This window comes from Nocardiopsis sp. NPDC057823 (assembly GCF_042797335.1).
Lineage (GTDB): Bacteria > Actinomycetota > Actinomycetes > Streptosporangiales > Streptosporangiaceae > Nocardiopsis > Nocardiopsis changdeensis.
The window spans coordinates 63,074-80,099 of record NZ_JBHVLR010000013.1 but is presented as its reverse complement, the minus strand read 5'-3'; the positions used below and the strand labels follow the sequence as shown (position 1 = coordinate 80,099).

General features: G+C 64.3%; 14 protein-coding genes and 2 pseudogenes. 8 read left to right on the top strand and 8 right to left on the bottom strand.

Annotated features, from left to right (window positions below; all coding sequences use genetic code 11):
- Nucleotides 1-56: 56 nt before the first annotated feature.
- Nucleotides 57-1,506, top strand: a pseudogene (locus ACFVNO_RS20690) (tyrosine-type recombinase/integrase).
- A 202-nt stretch (nt 1,507-1,708) separates the two neighbouring features.
- Here the strand turns inward: ACFVNO_RS20690 and ACFVNO_RS20685 are convergent.
- From ACFVNO_RS20685 to ACFVNO_RS20660, 6 genes are all read right to left on the bottom strand, one after another.
- Nucleotides 1,709-2,827 (bottom strand): hypothetical protein, encoded by a 1,119-nt coding sequence (locus ACFVNO_RS20685; RefSeq protein ID WP_378894821.1) that lies wholly within the window; start codon nt 2,825-2,827, stop codon nt 1,709-1,711.
- A gap of 210 nt (nt 2,828-3,037) precedes the next feature.
- A complete protein-coding gene (locus tag ACFVNO_RS20680) occupies nt 3,038-4,528 on the bottom strand; it encodes a DUF6177 family protein (RefSeq protein ID WP_378894818.1) in 1,491 nt (496 codons plus the stop codon).
- A 153-nt stretch (nt 4,529-4,681) separates the two neighbouring features.
- Entirely contained in the window at nt 4,682-5,341 is a 660-nt protein-coding gene (locus ACFVNO_RS20675; RefSeq protein ID WP_378894815.1) for a hypothetical protein, read from the bottom strand.
- Nucleotides 5,342-5,356: 15 nt separating this feature from the next.
- Nucleotides 5,357-5,992, bottom strand: coding sequence for a hypothetical protein (locus tag ACFVNO_RS20670; protein WP_378894812.1), 636 nt, complete (start codon nt 5,990-5,992; stop codon nt 5,357-5,359).
- Between the two features lie 35 nt (nt 5,993-6,027).
- Nucleotides 6,028-8,556, bottom strand: a complete 2,529-nt coding sequence (locus ACFVNO_RS20665) for a hypothetical protein (protein WP_378894809.1) — start codon at nt 8,554-8,556, stop codon at nt 6,028-6,030.
- A 46-nt stretch (nt 8,557-8,602) separates the two neighbouring features.
- Nucleotides 8,603-8,980: a DUF6507 family protein gene (locus ACFVNO_RS20660; protein ID WP_378894806.1), complete on the bottom strand. Its 378-nt coding sequence runs from the start codon at nt 8,978-8,980 to the stop codon at nt 8,603-8,605.
- Between the two features lie 963 nt (nt 8,981-9,943).
- On the opposite strand from ACFVNO_RS20660, the gene ACFVNO_RS20655 reads away from it, so the two are divergent.
- From ACFVNO_RS20655 to ACFVNO_RS20630, 6 genes are all read left to right on the top strand, one after another.
- The gene (locus ACFVNO_RS20655; RefSeq protein ID WP_378894803.1) at nt 9,944-10,588 is read left to right on the top strand and encodes a DUF5959 family protein; all 645 of its coding nucleotides are present in this window, start codon (nt 9,944-9,946) and stop codon (nt 10,586-10,588) included.
- Nucleotides 10,588-10,923, top strand: a complete 336-nt coding sequence (locus tag ACFVNO_RS20650) for a hypothetical protein (protein ID WP_378894800.1) — start codon at nt 10,588-10,590, stop codon at nt 10,921-10,923. Before ACFVNO_RS20655 ends, ACFVNO_RS20650 begins: the two co-directional genes overlap by 1 nt.
- A gap of 80 nt (nt 10,924-11,003) precedes the next feature.
- Complete coding sequence (locus tag ACFVNO_RS20645; protein ID WP_378894797.1) at nt 11,004-11,291, top strand: hypothetical protein; 288 nt, start codon at nt 11,004-11,006, stop codon at nt 11,289-11,291.
- A 269-nt stretch (nt 11,292-11,560) separates the two neighbouring features.
- Nucleotides 11,561-12,217, top strand: a complete 657-nt coding sequence (locus ACFVNO_RS20640) for an SMI1/KNR4 family protein (RefSeq protein WP_378894794.1) — start codon at nt 11,561-11,563, stop codon at nt 12,215-12,217.
- 102 nt (nt 12,218-12,319) lie between these two features.
- The gene (locus tag ACFVNO_RS20635) at nt 12,320-13,132 is read left to right on the top strand and encodes an SLATT domain-containing protein (RefSeq protein ID WP_378894791.1); all 813 of its coding nucleotides are present in this window, start codon (nt 12,320-12,322) and stop codon (nt 13,130-13,132) included.
- A complete protein-coding gene (locus ACFVNO_RS20630; RefSeq protein ID WP_378894787.1) occupies nt 13,129-14,436 on the top strand; it encodes a nucleotidyltransferase in 1,308 nt (435 codons plus the stop codon). Before ACFVNO_RS20635 ends, ACFVNO_RS20630 begins: the two co-directional genes overlap by 4 nt.
- A gap of 152 nt (nt 14,437-14,588) precedes the next feature.
- Here the strand turns inward: ACFVNO_RS20630 and ACFVNO_RS20625 are convergent, their stop codons facing one another.
- Both ACFVNO_RS20625 and ACFVNO_RS20620 read right to left on the bottom strand, forming a co-directional pair.
- On the bottom strand, nt 14,589-14,957 hold the full coding sequence (locus ACFVNO_RS20625; RefSeq protein ID WP_378894784.1) for a hypothetical protein: 369 nt from the start codon (nt 14,955-14,957) through the stop codon (nt 14,589-14,591).
- A 26-nt stretch (nt 14,958-14,983) separates the two neighbouring features.
- Nucleotides 14,984-15,780, bottom strand: a protein-coding gene (locus ACFVNO_RS20620; RefSeq protein WP_378895048.1) for an IS5 family transposase whose coding sequence is annotated in 2 segments (ribosomal slippage) — nt 14,984-15,444 and nt 15,444-15,780 — 798 coding nt in all. Because the reading frame shifts where the segments join, the coding sequence is not laid out codon by codon here.
- Between the two features lie 43 nt (nt 15,781-15,823).
- On the opposite strand from ACFVNO_RS20620, the pseudogene ACFVNO_RS20615 reads away from it, so the two are divergent.
- A pseudogene (locus ACFVNO_RS20615) lies at nt 15,824-16,837 on the top strand (tyrosine-type recombinase/integrase); the annotation flags it as partial.
- Between the last annotated feature and the right edge of the window lie 189 nt (nt 16,838-17,026).

Genomic DNA, 17,026 nt, shown 5'->3' with positions numbered 1-17,026 from the left:
CGGTGGGTGCGGGTGCGGTGCGCGTGTGAACGCCGAGGAGAAAGTAGAGACCGCAGGTGGCAGCACGTGAGGGGTCCACGTTCAAGCGGTGCGGGTGCCGCGACGAAACCGGTAAGGCGTTTGGGGGTGAAGTGCCCTCGACTCAAGCGCAAGGGCGGGGGATGGAGTTCGTCCCATGGGGCGTGGGCGTTCCAGTACGAGCTTCCCCGGACCACGGACGGTCGGCGCCGTCAGGCGCGCCGGGTCGGGTTGGCCTCGCACACCGAGGCCGCCCAGGGGTTGGAGCGGGTCAAGGCGCTGATGGCATTGGCCTCCGGAGAGACGGAGGCCGAGGTGCAAATTGCTGACCTCATCCAGGCCTCCCTCAAGGGTCGCCGGCCCCTGTCGGGGGTGGAGGAGGTCCGCAAGCGGATCGGCGCGGGGGCGGACGTCCGGCGGGAGCCGCCGCCGGTGGGGGAGTGGTTGCGCGAATGGCTGGACGGCAAGCCCGATCTCGCCGAGGGAACTCGGGCCTCCTACGACGGGCATATCCGTAAGTACCTCATCCCGCATCTCGGCGGGATCCGTCTGGACCGGCTCCAAGCACGTCACGTCGAGGCGATGTTCGCCAAGGTGGAGGAGGCCAACGTGCACATCCTGGAGTGCCGCGACTCCAAGGACCCGAAGGTGCGGGGGCGGCGGGTGATCTCGCTGTCCACGAAGCACCGTATCCGGGCCACGTTGCGCAGCGCGCTGTCGGACGCGGTCCGCTCCCCGGACTTGCCCATCACGGTGAACATCGCCTCCCACGTACGCCTTCCTTCCTGCCCCCGCAAGCGGCCCCTGGTCTGGACGGCCGACCGGGTCCGTCAGTGGGAGAAGGACGGCACGGTGCCAGGTGAGGTGATGGTCTGGACCCCCGAGCAGACCCGGACCTTCCTCACACATGCGAGACGGTACACGTGGCTGTTCCCCATGTTCCACCTCATCGCCGTCAAGGGGCTGCGCCGTGGTGAGGCGGTGGGGTTGCCCTGGGCGAACACCCGGTTGGTGGACGGCCAGATCGACATCCGCGTCCAGGTCGTGCAACTGGCGTGGGAGACGATCACCTCGACCCCCAAGAGCGCGGCGGGCCAGCGCACCATCACCCTGGACGCTGACACCGTCAAGATCCTGCGGGGGAGGAAGAAGTTCCAGAACGAGGCCCGACTCCAAGCGGGTAAGAACTGGCAGGTGACGGGATTGGTGTTCACCCGTCAGGACGGTTCGGGGTGGCATCCGGGGCAGGTCAGTGACTAGTTCTGCCGTATCGCCAAAACCGCCGGGCTCCCGCCCATCACCCTGCACGGGCTGCGCCACGGGGCCGCCTCGCTCGCCCTAGCGGCGGGCACGGACGTGAAGGTGGTCTCCTCCGAGCTGGGCCACGCGACTACGCACTTCACCCAGGACACCTACCAATCGGTCTACCCCGACGTCGCCAAAGCGACCGCTGAGTTGCTGCGCTGGACGCTGGCGTCGGCCGGGTAGCGGACGGGGAGCACACCAGGAGCGATTCAGCGCCCCGAGCCCCGGGCCGTGCGGTGAGTTCGCCTCGTCTGGCCTGGGGCTTCGCTGTTGGCGGAGGTGGCTGGCCATCGGATCAAAGGTCCCCTGGTGTACTCCAAGGCTGAGAAGGGCCGTGTATTCGGCTCCACCATGCTGATCGTGATCGTGGGCCTGCTGGTCTTACCTAGCCTTTGTGGGCTGGGTAGACGCCGAGGATCTCGGGTTGATAGGCGCCTTCGGGCCTTTCCTCGTACGTGAGGTCGTCGAAGAGCGCTACCGGCTCGTCATCGGAACCGGGTGTGTAGGCGAAGTAGGAGCTTCCGGTCAAGAGGATCAAGCGGTGGTTTTCCTTGTCAGCCCACATACGGCTGATGCTGTTGCCGGTAGCTTCAAGGTCGATCCCCTCGTCAGAAACGGTTCCGTCATCAGAGACCGAGAGCGCGTGCAGCTCCGTGAACGTGCTGCGGTTGAAGTTGATCGGCCCGAAGAACTGGCCGGGCACCCCCTCGACGAAGTTCCAGGGGACCACACCGGTGGCGTCTCCTACGAAGTAGTCCAGCCCCATCTCCTCGTCCTTGACCCTCTCCAGAACCTCCAACTGGTTATCTTCGGTGATCGCATAGACGTTGTCCGGGCCTCGCCAGGCTCCCTGCCCACTCATCACCCGCGAGTCGACTCTGTGAATGGTCCCGATGTCGCGTGGAGCGTCGCCCCGATGCTCCGGTTCTCCTTCTGGGGCCGCGACGTCGACGGAGAGGACGCGCGAGTCCCCCTCACTGTGCTCCAGCTGTTCTTCGAACCAGAGCTGGCTGCCGTCAGGGGAGAACTGAGGGGAGAGATACTCGACCGCGCCACCGCTGAACGTGGCCGACTCCTCCGGTTCCACGGTCCCCGTCCAGTCGTAGGAGTAGGTCTCGGCGTTGAGTTCGCCCAAGCGGAGTCCGCCGTCGTGCTCGTAGGCGGCGAACTTGAAATCGGGGGAGAAGGCGAACTTGTCCCAGAAAGCATTGATCCCCGTGCCAGCCGCCTCGGCCATGGCCAGGTCAGTGAGGTTGATCAGGCTTGTTTGGGTTCCGTCTTCGACGTCGTGGAAAGTGAGGAACACCCCTCTCGCCCCCGTGTGGTGCACCAGCAATCCAGACAGCTCCTCTGCTAGGAGCGCGGTCTCCTCCGGTTCGGCGTTGGCCTGTGATGCCTCCTCTGGCGCGGCCTCGTTCCCTCCAGAATTGCAAGCGGTCAGTGCCAGCACGGCGGTAAAGAAGACGGGGGCGATCCGCTTCAACGTCACTTTCTCTCCGGTCAAGGTGTGTTCTTCGGTTCGTCGGCCGACCAAGGGAAGGGGGCCGTACAGGGGGACATGGTGATGGGCCCGGTGACGAGCTGCCTACCGACTGGAAGGCCGCCGCTGGAGGATGATCTCACCGGTGTTAAGGATGGGTGGCTTTCGCCTGTCATTGTCATTCGAGGTTGCTCTGCAAGGCTTGGGGTTTCTCTACGGTCGAGGCCGATCGGATCAAAGGTCCCCCGGAGCCAGGGGCTCTCTTACGTCGGACGTTCCGGCGTGCGAGCACGGCCTGGAGGCGGTCTTCGTGTGCGAGGAGCGGCCGTATGTGCCGCCTCCGTTCCTCTCCTGCCGCTCTGCGGGGCTGGTGCTTTCGGGGCGCAGGTGGGCGAGCAGACTCCGGTGGAGTTCCAGATCGGACGGGTCGGTTCCGTCGCCGATGGCGTACCAGACGCAAGGGGTCATCGGCGGTCCGAAGGGTACGCCCCTCACTGGGGCTGCCAGGGCGTGATCGACGCCCAGGCCGGTCGTTGCGGCAGGGCCGATCCCCAACCCGATCGGGATGACCGGCGTGGTGGTGTCCGGAGTGTAGGTCAAGTCCGCCCTGCTCCGGGTACGGTGCACGGCGATGCGGTGGAAACCCTCTTCTTTGGTGAGTTCCTTGACTAGGGGGGTGAGGGTGTCCGGGGTGAAAGTGGTGTCCGCGGGGCCGCCGATGGCCAGGGTGACGTCCTCGCGGACCCCTTCGGGTACACGGGTGACGCGCAGGGTGCCGCTGAATACGCGGGAACCATCGTCATGGCCGGTGGGGCCGTTGAAGATCGTCCAGGTTGCCTTCGGGGCTCTGCGGCGGGCCAGCCCGGTGAGGTCGTCAGGGCTCCATACCAAGGGCGCAGGCTCGCTGGTGCCCCACAAGGCAGGGAGGGAACCGGTCAGGCTCAAGGTCAGGGTCTCCACGCAGGTGCCCAACCGAAGGTCCCGTCCCGGGGGGTGAATCACGCTCAGATCCACCAACAGGAGGGCCTGCGCGTCCGCGTTGTCTTCGTACTCGGTGATCTGCCCGGTGTCCGATGATCTCTCCGAGCACACGAAGCCCAGTTCCTCGTGCCAGGTCAACAGTGCTCCGGAGAATCCGTCCCGGTGGGCACCCCGGGGAGTACGCACCACCCAGCGGGTGAAGGGGCCGGTCAGGGCCGATCGGAGGATGTGGGTCAGCCTTGAGGTAGAGGGGGTGACCAGTTGGAAGGCGCGTCGGGCGTGGGCGTGTGTGTGCAGGGCGTCGACCATCCAGGGGTCCATAGCCACCACGGGGCGGTCCTGAACGGCCACGGCCACCTTGGGGGTGGTGACGGTGACGGTCGGGTGGTCGGTGACGCCGGTCAACAGGGGGTCGTCCCATCCCGGAGTGGGGTCGGGCGACCAGACGGTACCGCCGAATTGCTCGACCAGGGCATCGGCGAACCTGCGCACGATGGCTCTGGTATCCGGCCCTTGGGCACCGGTGCGGGTGCCTCTGGCCTCCACCCAGTAGGGCTGCTCGGCCAGGGCGCGGCCGAGGCCGGGTGTCAGGAGCCGGTCGATCTCGGTGGTGCAGGAAAGTCGCTGCGCGGCCTGGACAGCGGCGATCATTCGGCCGGCATCGTCGCGGAGTTGGACCAGCGCCCCGTCCGCGACCGGGCGTACCCGTAGCTCCGGGCCTGCGTGGACCAGGGCTCGTGTCATACCGCGCAGGGTGGGTGCCCTGTCGAGCAGAGCGACCACGTCATGTGTCATTTGCGTCCTCGTGCCAACGGCGATCGGTCACGGCGAGACCCACGTCACGCGATCCGTTGCGGTGAGCTTTCACGTCGCGCGCACCTTTTGCTGTCACGTGATTCAGAGCCGGTCTGTCGCATCGAAACCGAGGCCTTCTGATTCAGTGGTGGGCGTCAGAATCCCATATTTTTCCGGCGTTGCGAAGTAAGTGGGTTCACCCTCCTCGATCTCAACGTCCAGCGAGGTTTCGATTTCCTTGAGAACGGAGGCCAGGCGCGGTTCGTTGTTATTGTAGACCTCAGGGTGTGGCTGTCCGGAGAAATCATAATAGGACCAGATGTCGTGCATCACCCAAAGTGTGCCCCAGACCGCGAACTTATCCATGGACAAGAAGGCACCAATCAGCTTTTGCTCCCGCTTGGTATGGCCTTCGTCGTTTATCCATACTCCGGGTCCTAGGAGCTCGAGTTGACCGGCGCGAGCATCCGTGTGCCCAGCCGGTTGGCTCGCTGAAATCATCTGCACCAGATCATCCGGAGAGGTGCTCGCACCTTCGTGCATAGAGATGAGAGATCGAAATCCAATGGGTCCGACTCCTGTCCGGTGCCACGAGACCATAATCTGAGACAGATCCAGTAGACCGTGTTTTTTGAGAATTGCTGCCATGGAGAGCGCCGCGCGGGCGCCACGCCCAAGATTGCCGTTCTCTTCATCGCTTTCCGTCTCGATCTCCCAGTTCCATGCTGCAGTGGTCTCCGGAGAGCCGAGCGGGTGTGGCATATTTAAATTTTCCCCTCAAAGACGATCTGTTACATCGAGTCCACTTTTAGAAACTCCTCCTCTGGGGGATTCGACTCCGTGCCTTAGAGAGGTTCCGAAGTAGGTCGGGTCTCCTGCCTCTGCTTCGACGCCGAGAATTTTTTCAATATTCTCCAGTGCTCTCTCTAGGCGGGGGGCATTGGCATTGTATGTTTCGTGGTGAGGATTCCCGAAGAAATCGTTTGAGGCCCAGATGTCATGGTACACCGACACCTCTACCTGCGTGTCTTCTGTGGCTATATCGATTGAGGCGACCAGCAGTTCTGGCTCGCCTCTTTTTTTCCCCTCTGGTGTGATCCAATTTCCCGGTCCAATGATTCTCAGGGTTTCTGGGTAGGAATTTGGGCGAGAACGGGGTTGTGATTCCAGGGTTTTCTCTTTGAGTTTTTCGGTCGTCATATCCTGGCAGTGGAGTATGGTGGATCGGAAGCCGGTGTTCCCGATGCCGAACTCGAACCAGTCCACTTCGATTTTTTGCAGGTACAGAAGGTCGTGAGCCTGCAGGATGTCCGACACTTTAAGGACGGCGGGGGCTCCCGCTGTGAGGCCGTCAGTCCCCTCGGGTCCCTCGAGGGTCCACGACCAGGATGCAACGGGTACGGGTGCTCGCATGAGAAAAGGCATTTTTCCTCTGTGGTGGTTTGAGCCTATGGGTATACTCGTGAGCCTTCGGGAAAGGTCATTTCTCCATCTGAGAAGTATACCTTGAACGAAGTATTGTAGCGCCGTGCGTTGGCAAGGATTTTTTCCATTGCCTTGTCAGATATCTCGATCATGGGCGCGTTGACCTCAAGGATGCCCACGGTATGGGTTTCCCCCATTTCGGGGGGTATGTTCCTTAGCTGCTTGCCGATTTTCTGGGTATTGTTAACCAGGGCACTCTCTCGGATCGCGCCATCTGTAACTTCGAGTCGCTTGATCTGATAGGCGTAGTTCCCTGAGGTTCCATCGGATCTTATAAGTGTATCGATGTCGAAATTTTGAGAACTATTCGAAGTTGCTTCTTGGTCTTTCTTTTCTGCGAACTCGAGACGCTCGATCGGATAGCCCGAGCTTATGAGATTGTTAACGAACCTGAGCTCTGTCCCTGCGGCTGGAACCATGTTCTGATTTGAGAAATCAGAGACGAATTCATCAAATCTTTTGACGCTGCTTACTTGACTATCCAGTAGGATGTCGGCGATTTGGCCTCCAAGTTTTGTGTCGCCATCCTTCAATGTCGCGATGATATCGTTGATCTTCTGCTTGTTAAGTCCTGTTGATTCAAGTAGATCTCTGATTCTGCTTTCTTGGGCGTCCGACATGGGGCCTGTCGGGTTCTCCCTCGTTGGAACACCTGGTTCTGGGAAATGCTCACCTGAAGAGCTCCCAGAGTTGGGAGTATCGGGCGGGTCGTTCGGGCCACCAAAAGACGACCCACCGAAGTCTTGTTCCTCGGTTTCGTGGATGGTGATGGGGTTCTCATCGCGGCGGGGCTGTGGTGCGGGGCCGCCGCTGTCGGTGTTGTTGGTGACCTCGTTGTCCGCTCGCAGTTCGGCTCCGTCGGGGGTGACGGGCACGCGGGATCCGTCGCCAGGGCCGTCACCGCTTCCCGTGGTGGTCTGTGTGGGGTTGATGGTCCAGGCCGCGTCCGGGTCGAGTTCTGCCATCCGCCCCCCGTCTTGCCGGTCCATCCGATCGGCGAGATCTTCGTTGTTCTGAGCGATCTCCGCGAAGGCCTGGCCGATCTCTTGGGCGGTCGGGTCCGGTTTCTGTTCTTGGCCGGTGTTCTGCTGCGGGGCACCGTCGGTGGTGGCCGTGTCCGGGGAACGGTCCGGTACCACGGGCTCAGGCCGGGGTACCGGAGCCGTGTTCTCCGGGGGTGGGGCCGGTGTGGGATCCGGTGCGGGGGTCGGGTTCTGCGCTGCTTCCAGGTCGGACAGAACGGTGTTCATGTCCTCGATATCGGAGGGCTTCCACTCTCCGTCGGAGGAGAAGGCCCCCTCCCCAGGGGTGGAGGAGGGAGAGGGGTGTGTCCCGTTGCTATGAGAACCGGAGCCGGAGCCGTTGCGGTCTTGCCCGCCCGCGGTGTCGGAGCCGTCGCCACTCGGCAGGTGGGGTCCGGCTCCACCACCGACGCCGCCGAAGATTCGCACCACACGGCTGACCGCGAGTGGGACGCCCACCACCGCGCCGCCGCCGGTGGCGGTCAGGGCCACCCCGGCTCCGATGATGGCCAGGTTCGTGCCGAGCGTGCCGAAAGCGTATCCGGGGCGCTCCTCCAGCTCCGTCCAGGGGAAGAAGCCGTGCACCGCGTCCAGGCGGGCGTTCGTGTAGACCTCGAAGCCCTCCCCGAAACTGCCCACCCAGTCGTTGGTCTCGGGGTTGTAGACACCGGCCCAGGCGCCCATGCCGACCAGGGCGTCGCCCCAGTAGTCCCCGGCGTTAGCTCCCCAGTTGTCGGTGAACCAGCCGGGTTCCCCGAACGCCCCGACCATGCCGCCGACATCCTCGGCCCCACCACGTACCATGTCCCACGCGGCCAGGGCCGCGTCCATGGTCCAGTAGTAGTCGGTGCCCTGCGGGGTCCCCCACGGGGTCGCGACGTTCTCCAGCGGCTCGTCGAGACCGTAGACGACCTCGCCCGGGCCGGCCTGGGTGGTGCCCTCGAGGTCGCCTCCGATGAAGGTGGTGCCGCCGAAGGTCCGGGTGATCGCGTTGGCGCAGTCCCGTTCGGCCTGCTGGTACTCCTGGACCAGTGCGTTGACCTTGCCGAGCAGGGCGTCGTGCTCCTGGCCCTTCTCACTGACGAAGTCGAAGGGGTGCTCGCTGCTGTTCCAGCCCTCGTCGCTCTTGATCTCGGCGACCAGGTCACGGGCCTCGGCCCGCAGCGCGGTCAGTTCGCCGCGGATGCGCTGGGCGGTCTCGGCGAAGTCCTCCAGCGCGCGGGCGGCGGTGTTCAGCGCCTGGTCGGTGTCCTCGCCCTTGGTGGGGACCGGGTCTGTGGCGGCGAAGAGCGTCTCGGCCTCCGGGGCGCTGTAAACCCCTTGGAGACCGGCCCATGCGGAGGAGATGTCCGCTCCGGATTGGGAGATGTTCTCGCCGTCGGTCTTCATCCCGGCGGCGGCGGTCTGGAGTTCGTAGACGTTCGCCTCGGGGATGGGAATGGCTTCCGGGTCGATGAGGCCGTCGCTCACAGGGGGTCTCCACACAGTGGTCGGGGAGGGGCGGTGCCGGAGGGGGTCAGAAGGCGGTGGGGAGCTGTCCGCCGTTGCCGTTGCCGTCCACGGGGGTGAAAACTCTTCCTGCGTTGGCCTGGGCGTCGGCAGCCATGTCGAGGTTGCCGTTGACGTAGTGCGTGGTGGCCTCGCCGGCTCCGGTGACCGCGCTGGAGGTGATGGCGATCATGTCGCCGACCTCGCCGAAGAAGTGTTCGGCGAACTCGCCCAGTGCCATCTCGATCGGTGGGCTGTGGGCTCCAGAGGCGGCGTCGGCCAGGTGCCCTTCCAGGGAGGTCAGGTGGCCGGTGAGTCCTTCGGTTCCCTCTTCGTCTCCGACGTGTCCGGAAACGGTACTCAGGATCGTGCCGACCTCGGAGGGGCGGATGTTCCATGCGGACACGGGGATCCTCCCGGCGTGGTGTGGGGGACGCAGCGGGGTGGTGCGCTGCCGTTGCGTGACCGCATCATGGCACAAAAGGAGCGAACGCCTCCATTGTCCCCTGGGAAGAGGGCAGCATTGTGGAACCGCGTTCCCCCTGGTAGGGGGCGTCGTTGGTTCCGGGCAAGTGTCTGGGTGGTGTTCTTCACTGACCGGAACCGGTCATGTTGTCGTGGGCAGCCGTGTTCTGGGTCGGTGGCGCGGTGCCGGACCGGTGGTGTGCGCTGGCAGCGGTACGACGGTACGGCGGTGTGGCTGGGGGAGGCGTGTCGTGGTGTGCGGGCGATTGGCGCGCCCGGACGGGCCCATACCGAGCTGTCCGGGGGCGCTGTCGCCGCTGCCCGGCCTGGGGCATTTACGGGTTCCGGGCGTGCGGGCCATGGCGGATGCAGGGCGCTGGCGGGCGGACGCGGGGTGTCCTGGCCAGGGGTCCGCCGGGTCGCGGGAGGGCAAAGTGCTCCGGGAGGTGGAGCGCCGGATGTACGGGGGCTTGCACTGGGGAGTACGCATGGAGCACTTGGGCCCCCAAACGCGGCGAGGACCTCTTGCGAGGTCCTCGTGGAACCCCTGTGACCTGGGGTTTTGTGGCGCACCCGGCAGGATTCGAACCTGCGGCCATCGGATTAGAAGTTAGCTGGTTGCGTGCCGAGACGTGTCGCTACATGCCGTTTAGTGCCACCCCATCCGATCCGTCCTGCCGTCCGGTGCCATGTCATGCCGTCCGGTGTCGCACCGGTCCAAAACCGCGGAGCACCAACGGAGCACGCGCGGATCGACGGCGGCGTCCGATGGCACCTCGCGAGGTTCTCGTGAGAATCGGGCGGGCGTTTCGGCGCTCTGGTCCCTGCCGGTGGGAATTGCCAGTGATGACAGGCCGGGGCTGAGATCACCGGTCGGGTGCTGTGCGAGAAGATCAGGACTGCCTTGACCGAACGGATGAATGGCAGGGAAGCCGTGGCAGACGAAGTTCAGACGTTGGAACTCTTTCTGTCCGCGGATCCGGTGCAGAGCGTCGCTGTTGAAGTGGTGTGCGGTGATCCTCTAGTCATGAGCGAGGAGCGGTACTACGCCGCCTCCATCGTGCTGAAAAGCGACTTCGTCAACGGCCATGCCCGTCTGATGGTGTCAGTCAAGGACCTGGACGATTGGGAGCGCTGCCTCGACACGCTTCGGGGTGAGGAGGGGACGGCGTGGCCCAAGGGCGATCGGACCGCTTGGTTGGAAGCCTCGCCCAAGGATCCGCTGGAGGTGACCGTGCATGACATGCCGTCGACACAGATCACGGTGGGCATGCCGATCGATGTCACCTCTGCCTGGGGGAGGAGAACCAGCGACGCTTGGAGCGCATCCGCAACGCCATCGAACCGTGAGCTGCTCCGGGGGTCGGTATTTTGGGAGCGCCTTCCGTCATCTGGCGCACCTCAGAGTCGCCGTTACACCAGACGCGAAACAGTGCCGAGACGAGACCGGGATGGTGTTCCACCGAAGGGCGTAAGCTCACCAGCTCACGAAGTGGCAGCACCTGACCCAGATCCGATCTCGTTGGGTCCCTGCTGGCTGCTCGGGTAGTGAGCGTCCTCGCCCAGCAGTTCGATCATGGACGCCTCGGAGAAGTAGCGTCGATCACTGACCTGCCATTCATTGTGCATCTCGGCCAGCACCGTTTGGCCGATCCGCCCAACGTCGCGGGGTCGGCGAAGGCCCGTGCCACGTCCGCTCTGTGTTTGACCTCCCGGTTCAACTGCTATAACAGGCTGGTCGGCCAGATCTTCTTTCTGTGCCTGGTCGGAAAGTCAGCGAACGCGGCCACCAGTACGCTTGAAGCTGGTGCCGGTTTGAAGGTCGGTGCTGATTGGGGCATGGGTGGTTTGGATTTCACCGAGGTTCCTGCCTGCCTTGGATAAGGGAGGCGATTTTCAGGACCCTGGGTGAAGCTTTTATTTCGTCTGTTTTCCTGGTGGCGCTGATAGGTGGGGAGGTTTAGATGCTGGGATATCTCGTGCTGGCGGCTGTCCTTATGTTTTTGGGTGGCTTGTTGGTGGCCTCTGGGTATGGAAACTGGAGGAACTGGGATGAAATTCAAAGATCTTCTCTCTTTCTGCTTCCTTTTATGTTGAGTGCTTGGGAGAAATCTCGAGGAGGGCGGATTGATTCGGCCAATAGGGCGATGTCATCTCTTGTTTGGGTTGTGCTGGGGGCTGCACTTTTTGTTACGGGCTTGATGACTTTGGTGGAGGTGGTGAGGCAGTTAATCGCTGTGGGTTGGTGGTAGTCGATTTCCTGGTGCAGGCTGGGAAGCAGTTGTGCTCGGGAGGGCCGAACGGTCGCTGTGGTCAGGGGGGACGCCTTTGTTGGGGTGGTAGGGCGCTTCGGGCAGGCGGCATGGTGTTGTGGCCGTTGCGCGGAGGACGACAGGTACTGAGGAAGTGACAGCGGGTCGCCGGTGGGTGTCGGGGTACGGTCCACGGAGTCCGGCCGCCAATGCTTGTCGGAGGAAGTCAGGGGAACGTGTTCGTCACGGCTTGCGGGCACACTGGGCGCGTGACACATGATGACGATGCGGTGTTCGAGGCCGTACGCGCACGCGTGCTCTCCGGTGAGTACCTGGACCACCGGCTCGGCCTGCCAGAGGACGACAGCGATGGTGCGGTTCGGTGCTGTGCCGACCAGGGCTCGTGGCGAACGGTCTACTTCAGGGGCACACCGGAGTACGACACCGCGCTCGCCGCGGGGCGGCTCGACTTGCCGCCGCCGTTGAGGCCTGTGGCTGAGGATGTGGTCAACGAGTGCGAGGAGCTTCTCGGTCGCCCTTTGCCATCACTCCTGCGGCGCTGCTACCTCGAGCTTGGCGACGGGGGATTCGGTCCGGGCTACGGCCTGTTGCCGTTGTGGGATCCGGAGAACGGTGTCTCCGTCATGGACGCCTTCCGGCGGCGGGAGGGGTGGCCTCAGGAGTGGCGGCCGATGGCGGACTCATTCCTGACTCTGTGCGACTGGGGCTGTGGTGTCGAGTCGCTGATCGACTTCCGGAACCCGTCCGGCGGGATGTGGGCCATCGACCCCAACTCGACAGCCGGGGACGACCCGGGCGTCATGCTGTTCCCCCAGGAGTTCACTTTTCCCGAGTGGATGCGTCGGTGGGCGGACGGGACACTTCGACAGCCTCAACTGGTTCTGGGAAAGGGCGCAGGAGGTTAGCGGGTCTGTTTCGTGCTGGGAGCGGCGGAAGCTGCGGTGCGTGCCTGGATCTCCTCCCGCCACCTATGAGAGTCGGGTGCCGCCGGAGCAGGAGTGGAGCAGGTGGCCAGTTGGCGTGGCGCTTCGTTGCTGACCGCTCAGGAGGTGATCGGCAGGAGCGCGATTGCCTTGGTCGTCGCTGCCTCGACTGTCAGTGCTCCCGTCCATACTTGGAGGGCGTGCGGCGATTATCAACGGTGGCTGCCCTTCCGGGAGGCGAAGACCGGGGGTTCCAAAGCGGAAGCGCTCCTGGGGGACGATGATCGGAGTGGATTGGCTGACGAGCGAGGAGCGGTGCCCGGCCGCGACCCGTATCTGCTGGCGCAGGTGCGCGAGTCATTCGGGCGAGTGGTGTACAGCCACAAGACCCATGAGAAGCAAGCGGACATCTGCTTCAACAAGCACCGGTTGCAGCAGGGCGTGCTCATCGCCCTCACCGCAATCAGTTCCGGCACCTTCCTGGCCGCCGTCGTCGGCCTGTTGGGCAACCCGGTGCTGACCACTCTCGCGACATCGTCCATCGCGCTGCTCGTGAGCTGGATGAGCCTCGGCACGAAGACCTTCAAATTCGAGGAAGAGTCCAACGCCCACCGCGACATAGCCTCGCGGCTGTGGGACGTCCGCGAGTCCTACATTTCGCTCATCGCCGACCTGATGTCCAGCACCGTCTCTGACGCGGAGGCCAGGGAGCGTCGCAACGAGCTCCAGCAGGCCACGCGCGACGCGTATGCCAACGCGCCCAGGACGAGCACCAAGGCCTTCGCTCAGGCTCAGGACGGACTGAAAAACAACGAAGAGATGACGTTCACGACCCGCGAGATCGATCTCTTGCTTCCCGATACGCTTCGACTCGATGAGGGTGAGGGCCGGTCATGAAGACGTCCGAGATCTTCGACGCCCTGCTTGGGAACCTCAAAGTGGGCGAGACAGCAAGCGTGATCGCATCCCGCCGGGACGAGATCACCAAGGCGCTCAACAAGGACTTCCGTTCCAAGGAAGGCTGCACCGACTACAAGCTCATGGTCGGCTCGTTCGGTCGGCACACGGCCATCAAGGGCGTGTCCGACCTTGACATGATCTTCATTCTCCCGCCAGGGATCCGCTCGAACTACAGCAGCGATACCGGACCACGCCGGATACTCGAGCGCGTCCGGGACGACCTCAAAGCGCGGTACAAGGACACCGAGATCCGCGTCGACCAGTGCGTCGTACGGGTGCAGTTCAAGAGCAACGCCTTCAAGTTCGAAGTCCAGCCGGCGTTCCAGAACTCTGACGGTAGTTTCGACTACCCGGACACGGTCGCCGAGGGCTGGAAGGTCACCAAGCCGCGTGAGGAGATCGCCGCGACCAAGGAGTGCAACGATCGCACGTCGACGAACATGCGTCACCTGGCGCGGATGGCGCGGGCGTGGAAGAACGCGAACGGCGTGAACATGGGCGGCCTGCTCATCGACACCCTGGTGCACAATTTCTTCGCGCAGACCGATGACTACGACTCGGCGGGGACGGGTTCGTTCGACCTCATGGTCCGCGACTTCTTCGCGTTCCTCAAGGACGAGCCGGAGAAGGACTACTACCTGGCGTTGGGCAGCAGGCAACGGGTCAAGGTGAAAGCGAAGTTCCAACCGAAGGCCAAGAAGGCGTACGGCCGCTGCTTTGATGCGATCGAGAATGCAGGGAAGGCGGCGGCGAACAAGAAGTGGCGCGAGGTCTTCGGGACGTCCGTGCCTCTGGCCGTCAGGGAGGGAGCCAAGTCGTACCGGGACACCGAGGAGTTCATCGAGGACTGGTATCCAGTCGACATCTCGGGGACGGTCCTGATTGACTGCGAGGTCACGCAGAACGGCTGGCGACCGACTCGGCTGAGGGAGATGCTGCGCATGGGTGTGCTGCTCAAGGCCGACAAGGACCTGAAGTTCTCGGTCACCAGCTGCACTATCGCGCATCCGTACGAGCTGAAGTGGAAGGTGCTCAACCGGGGCCCCGAGGCTGAGAACCGGAACGCGGTTCGTGGTCAGATCGTCGGGTCGAGCAAACCGGGCATTCGCATCGAACACTCCGACTTCAAGGGTGAGCACGTCGTCGAGTGCTACGTCGTCAAGGACGGCGTCGTCGTCGCCCTTGACCGCATCGACGTCCCGATCAGCAACACCAGCGTTAAGCCGACGAGCGACTCGTAGACGTCATGTCCCGGTGCATGACGAGGCCTTCGCGATCCTGCGGGGACCTCGTTCTCAAGAGCGTGGCCACACAAACGAACGTCCGGGATCTACACCCGCGGATTTCGGGCCAATCCCGGTGCACCGACACACTGGCATCGGGGCGTGGTCACTCAGGAAAGGCCGTCGGCATCGAGCTTCTCCTGGAGTCGGACGAGAAGATTCCACATAAGGGCTGCCCGATGTTCATCCCCGGTGGCCTCGAACAGGTCCACTGCCCGCTGCACCGCCTCGGCCGCCCCAGATGGTCGGCCGCAGCCTAGGAGTGCCAGGCCGAGGTTGTTCCACGCCTGAACTTCGCCGTAGGCATTCTCCAACTGGTGGTGTAGGTCGCGTGCGTGGGTGAGGGTGTCGATGGCCTCGTCGAGTCGGCGCGCCTGCGCGAGCGCGGTGCCGAGGTTGGTCCATGTTCCAGCTTCGCCGTGGAGGTCGCCGGTCTGGCGGTATAGGTCGCGTGCGTGGGCGTCGATGGCCTCGTCCAATCGGCGCGCCTGCCTTAGAGCTCATCTCATTTGGTGAGTCGGCGGTAGCAGATCAGCGTGCAGGCGATGCCGGTGAAGGCCAGGAAGTGGTCGGCCTTGCGCTCGTAGCGGCGGTGCAGGCGGCGGCATCCGGCCAGCCAGGCCAGGGTGCGCTCGACCTGCCACCGGTGCCTGCCCAGCCGCTGCGAGGACTCCACGCCCCGGCGGGCCAGACAGTGGACGATCCTCCGGCGCCGGAGCCAGCGGCGCAGGTGGGCGTAGTCATAGCCCTTGTCGCCGTGCAGATTGCCCGGTTTGCGCCGCCGGGGTCCGCGGCGGGAGCGAATCGGAGCGATCCCCTCTACCAGGGGCTGCAACGCTTGGCTGTGGTGGGTGTTGGCCCCCGAGATCGCCATGGACAGGGGCAGACCGGACCGGTCGGTGATCAGGTGGATCTTCGACCCCTTCTTTCCCCGGTCGACAGGATTGGGACCTGTCAGGTCCCCCCTTGGAGAGCGCGCATGTTCACCGAGTCGATCGCGCACCGCGACCAGTCCAGCTCACCGCGAGAGCCGAGTTCGTCCAGGACCAGGCGGTGGAGCTTGGCCCAGACCCTCGCCCGGGTCCACTCGGTGAAGCGCCGGTGCGCGGTGGGCCCGGAGGGGCCGAAGACCGGCGGGAGCCGGGCCCAGGTGCACCCGGACGTGGCCACAAAGATGATCGCGGCCAGCACTTGGCGGTCGCCGTGTCTGCGCCGCCCACCGCCCTGGGGGCGGGTGGGCGCCTCGGGGACCACCCGTTGGAACAGTTCCCACAGCTCGTCCGGCACCAGCCGTTCCACCATCGACACAGGAGCAGGTTACCGAGAACCCAAATGAGATGAGCTCTATGACGGGCACATCCGCAAGTACCTGGTCCCTCACCTGGGGAAGGTTCGGGTGGATCGGTTGCAGGTGCGTCATGTGGAGGCGATGTTCGCCAAGGTGGAGGAGGCCAACGTGCACATCCTGGAGTGCCGCGACTCCGAGGACCCGCAGGTACGGAGGTCGGTGCGGGGGCGGCGGGTGATCTTGTTGTCGACCAAGCATCGGATCCGGGCCACGCTGCGCAGCGCTCTGTCGGACGCGGTCCGCTCCCCGGACCTGCCCCTCACGGTGAACATCGCCTCCCACGTACGGCTTCCGTCCTGCCCGAGGAAACGCCCCCTGGTGTGGACCGCGGACCGGGTGCGCCAGTGGGAGAAGGACGGGACCGTTCCGGGCGAGGTGATGGTCTGGACACCCGAGCAGACCCGCACCTTCCTGACCCATGCGAAGAAGTACACGTGGCTGTTCCCGATGTTCCACCTCATCGCCGTCAAAGGACTCCGCCGGGGTGAGGCGGTCGGGCTCCCGTGGGCGAACACCCGGCTGGTGGACGGCCAGATCGACATCCGCGTCCAGGTCGTCCAGCTCGCTTGGGAGACGATCACTTCCACCCCCAAGAGCGCGGCGGGTCAGCGCACGATCACCCTGGACGCCGACACGATCAAGATCCTGCGAGGGTGGAAGAGGTTCCAGAACGAGCAACGCCTCGCAGTGGGGGGCCTCTTGGGCGAACACCGGTTGGTGTTCACCCGCCAGGACGGTTCGGGCTGGCACCCAGGGCAGGTCAGTGATTGGTTCTGCCGCATCGCCAAAGCCGCCGAACTCCCGCCCATCACGCTGCACGGGCTCCGCCACGGAGCTGCCTCGCTCGCGCTCGCGGCGGGCACGGACGTGAAGGTGGTCTCCTCCGAGCTCGGCCACGCCACGACGCACTTCACCCAGGACACCTACCAATCGGTGTACCCCGACGTCGCGAAGGCCGCGGCGGAGGCGACCGCCGCGCTGTTGCGCGGGGAGCCGGTGTCGGTCGGGTAGCGGGACGGGGGAGCACACCAGGAGTGATTGAACCCCCGGGCCCCGGGTCGTGCGGCGGCTTCACCCCGCCCGGTCTGGGGCTTCGCCGTGGGCGCTGCCGGTCGGCCATCGGATCAAAGGTCCCCTGGGTGCCGGGTACCCCTTCCGAGAGGCTGTCTCATGCGGGAGTGCTGAACCGGGCGTTCTCAC

What these genes read in the sequence shown, in the direction of transcription:
- ACFVNO_RS20680 (WP_378894818.1), bottom strand. Translation starts at nt 4,528, where the DNA reads ATGACACGAGCCCTGGTCCACGCAGGCCCGGAGCTACGGGTACGCCCG.
- ACFVNO_RS20675 (WP_378894815.1), bottom strand. Translation starts at nt 5,341, where the DNA reads ATGCCACACCCGCTCGGCTCTCCGGAGACCACTGCAGCATGGAACTGG.
- ACFVNO_RS20670 (WP_378894812.1), bottom strand. Translation starts at nt 5,992, where the DNA reads ATGCGAGCACCCGTACCCGTTGCATCCTGGTCGTGGACCCTCGAGGGA.
- ACFVNO_RS20645 (WP_378894797.1), top strand. Translation starts at nt 11,004, where the DNA reads ATGCTGGGATATCTCGTGCTGGCGGCTGTCCTTATGTTTTTGGGTGGC.
- ACFVNO_RS20630 (WP_378894787.1), top strand. Translation starts at nt 13,129, where the DNA reads ATGAAGACGTCCGAGATCTTCGACGCCCTGCTTGGGAACCTCAAAGTG.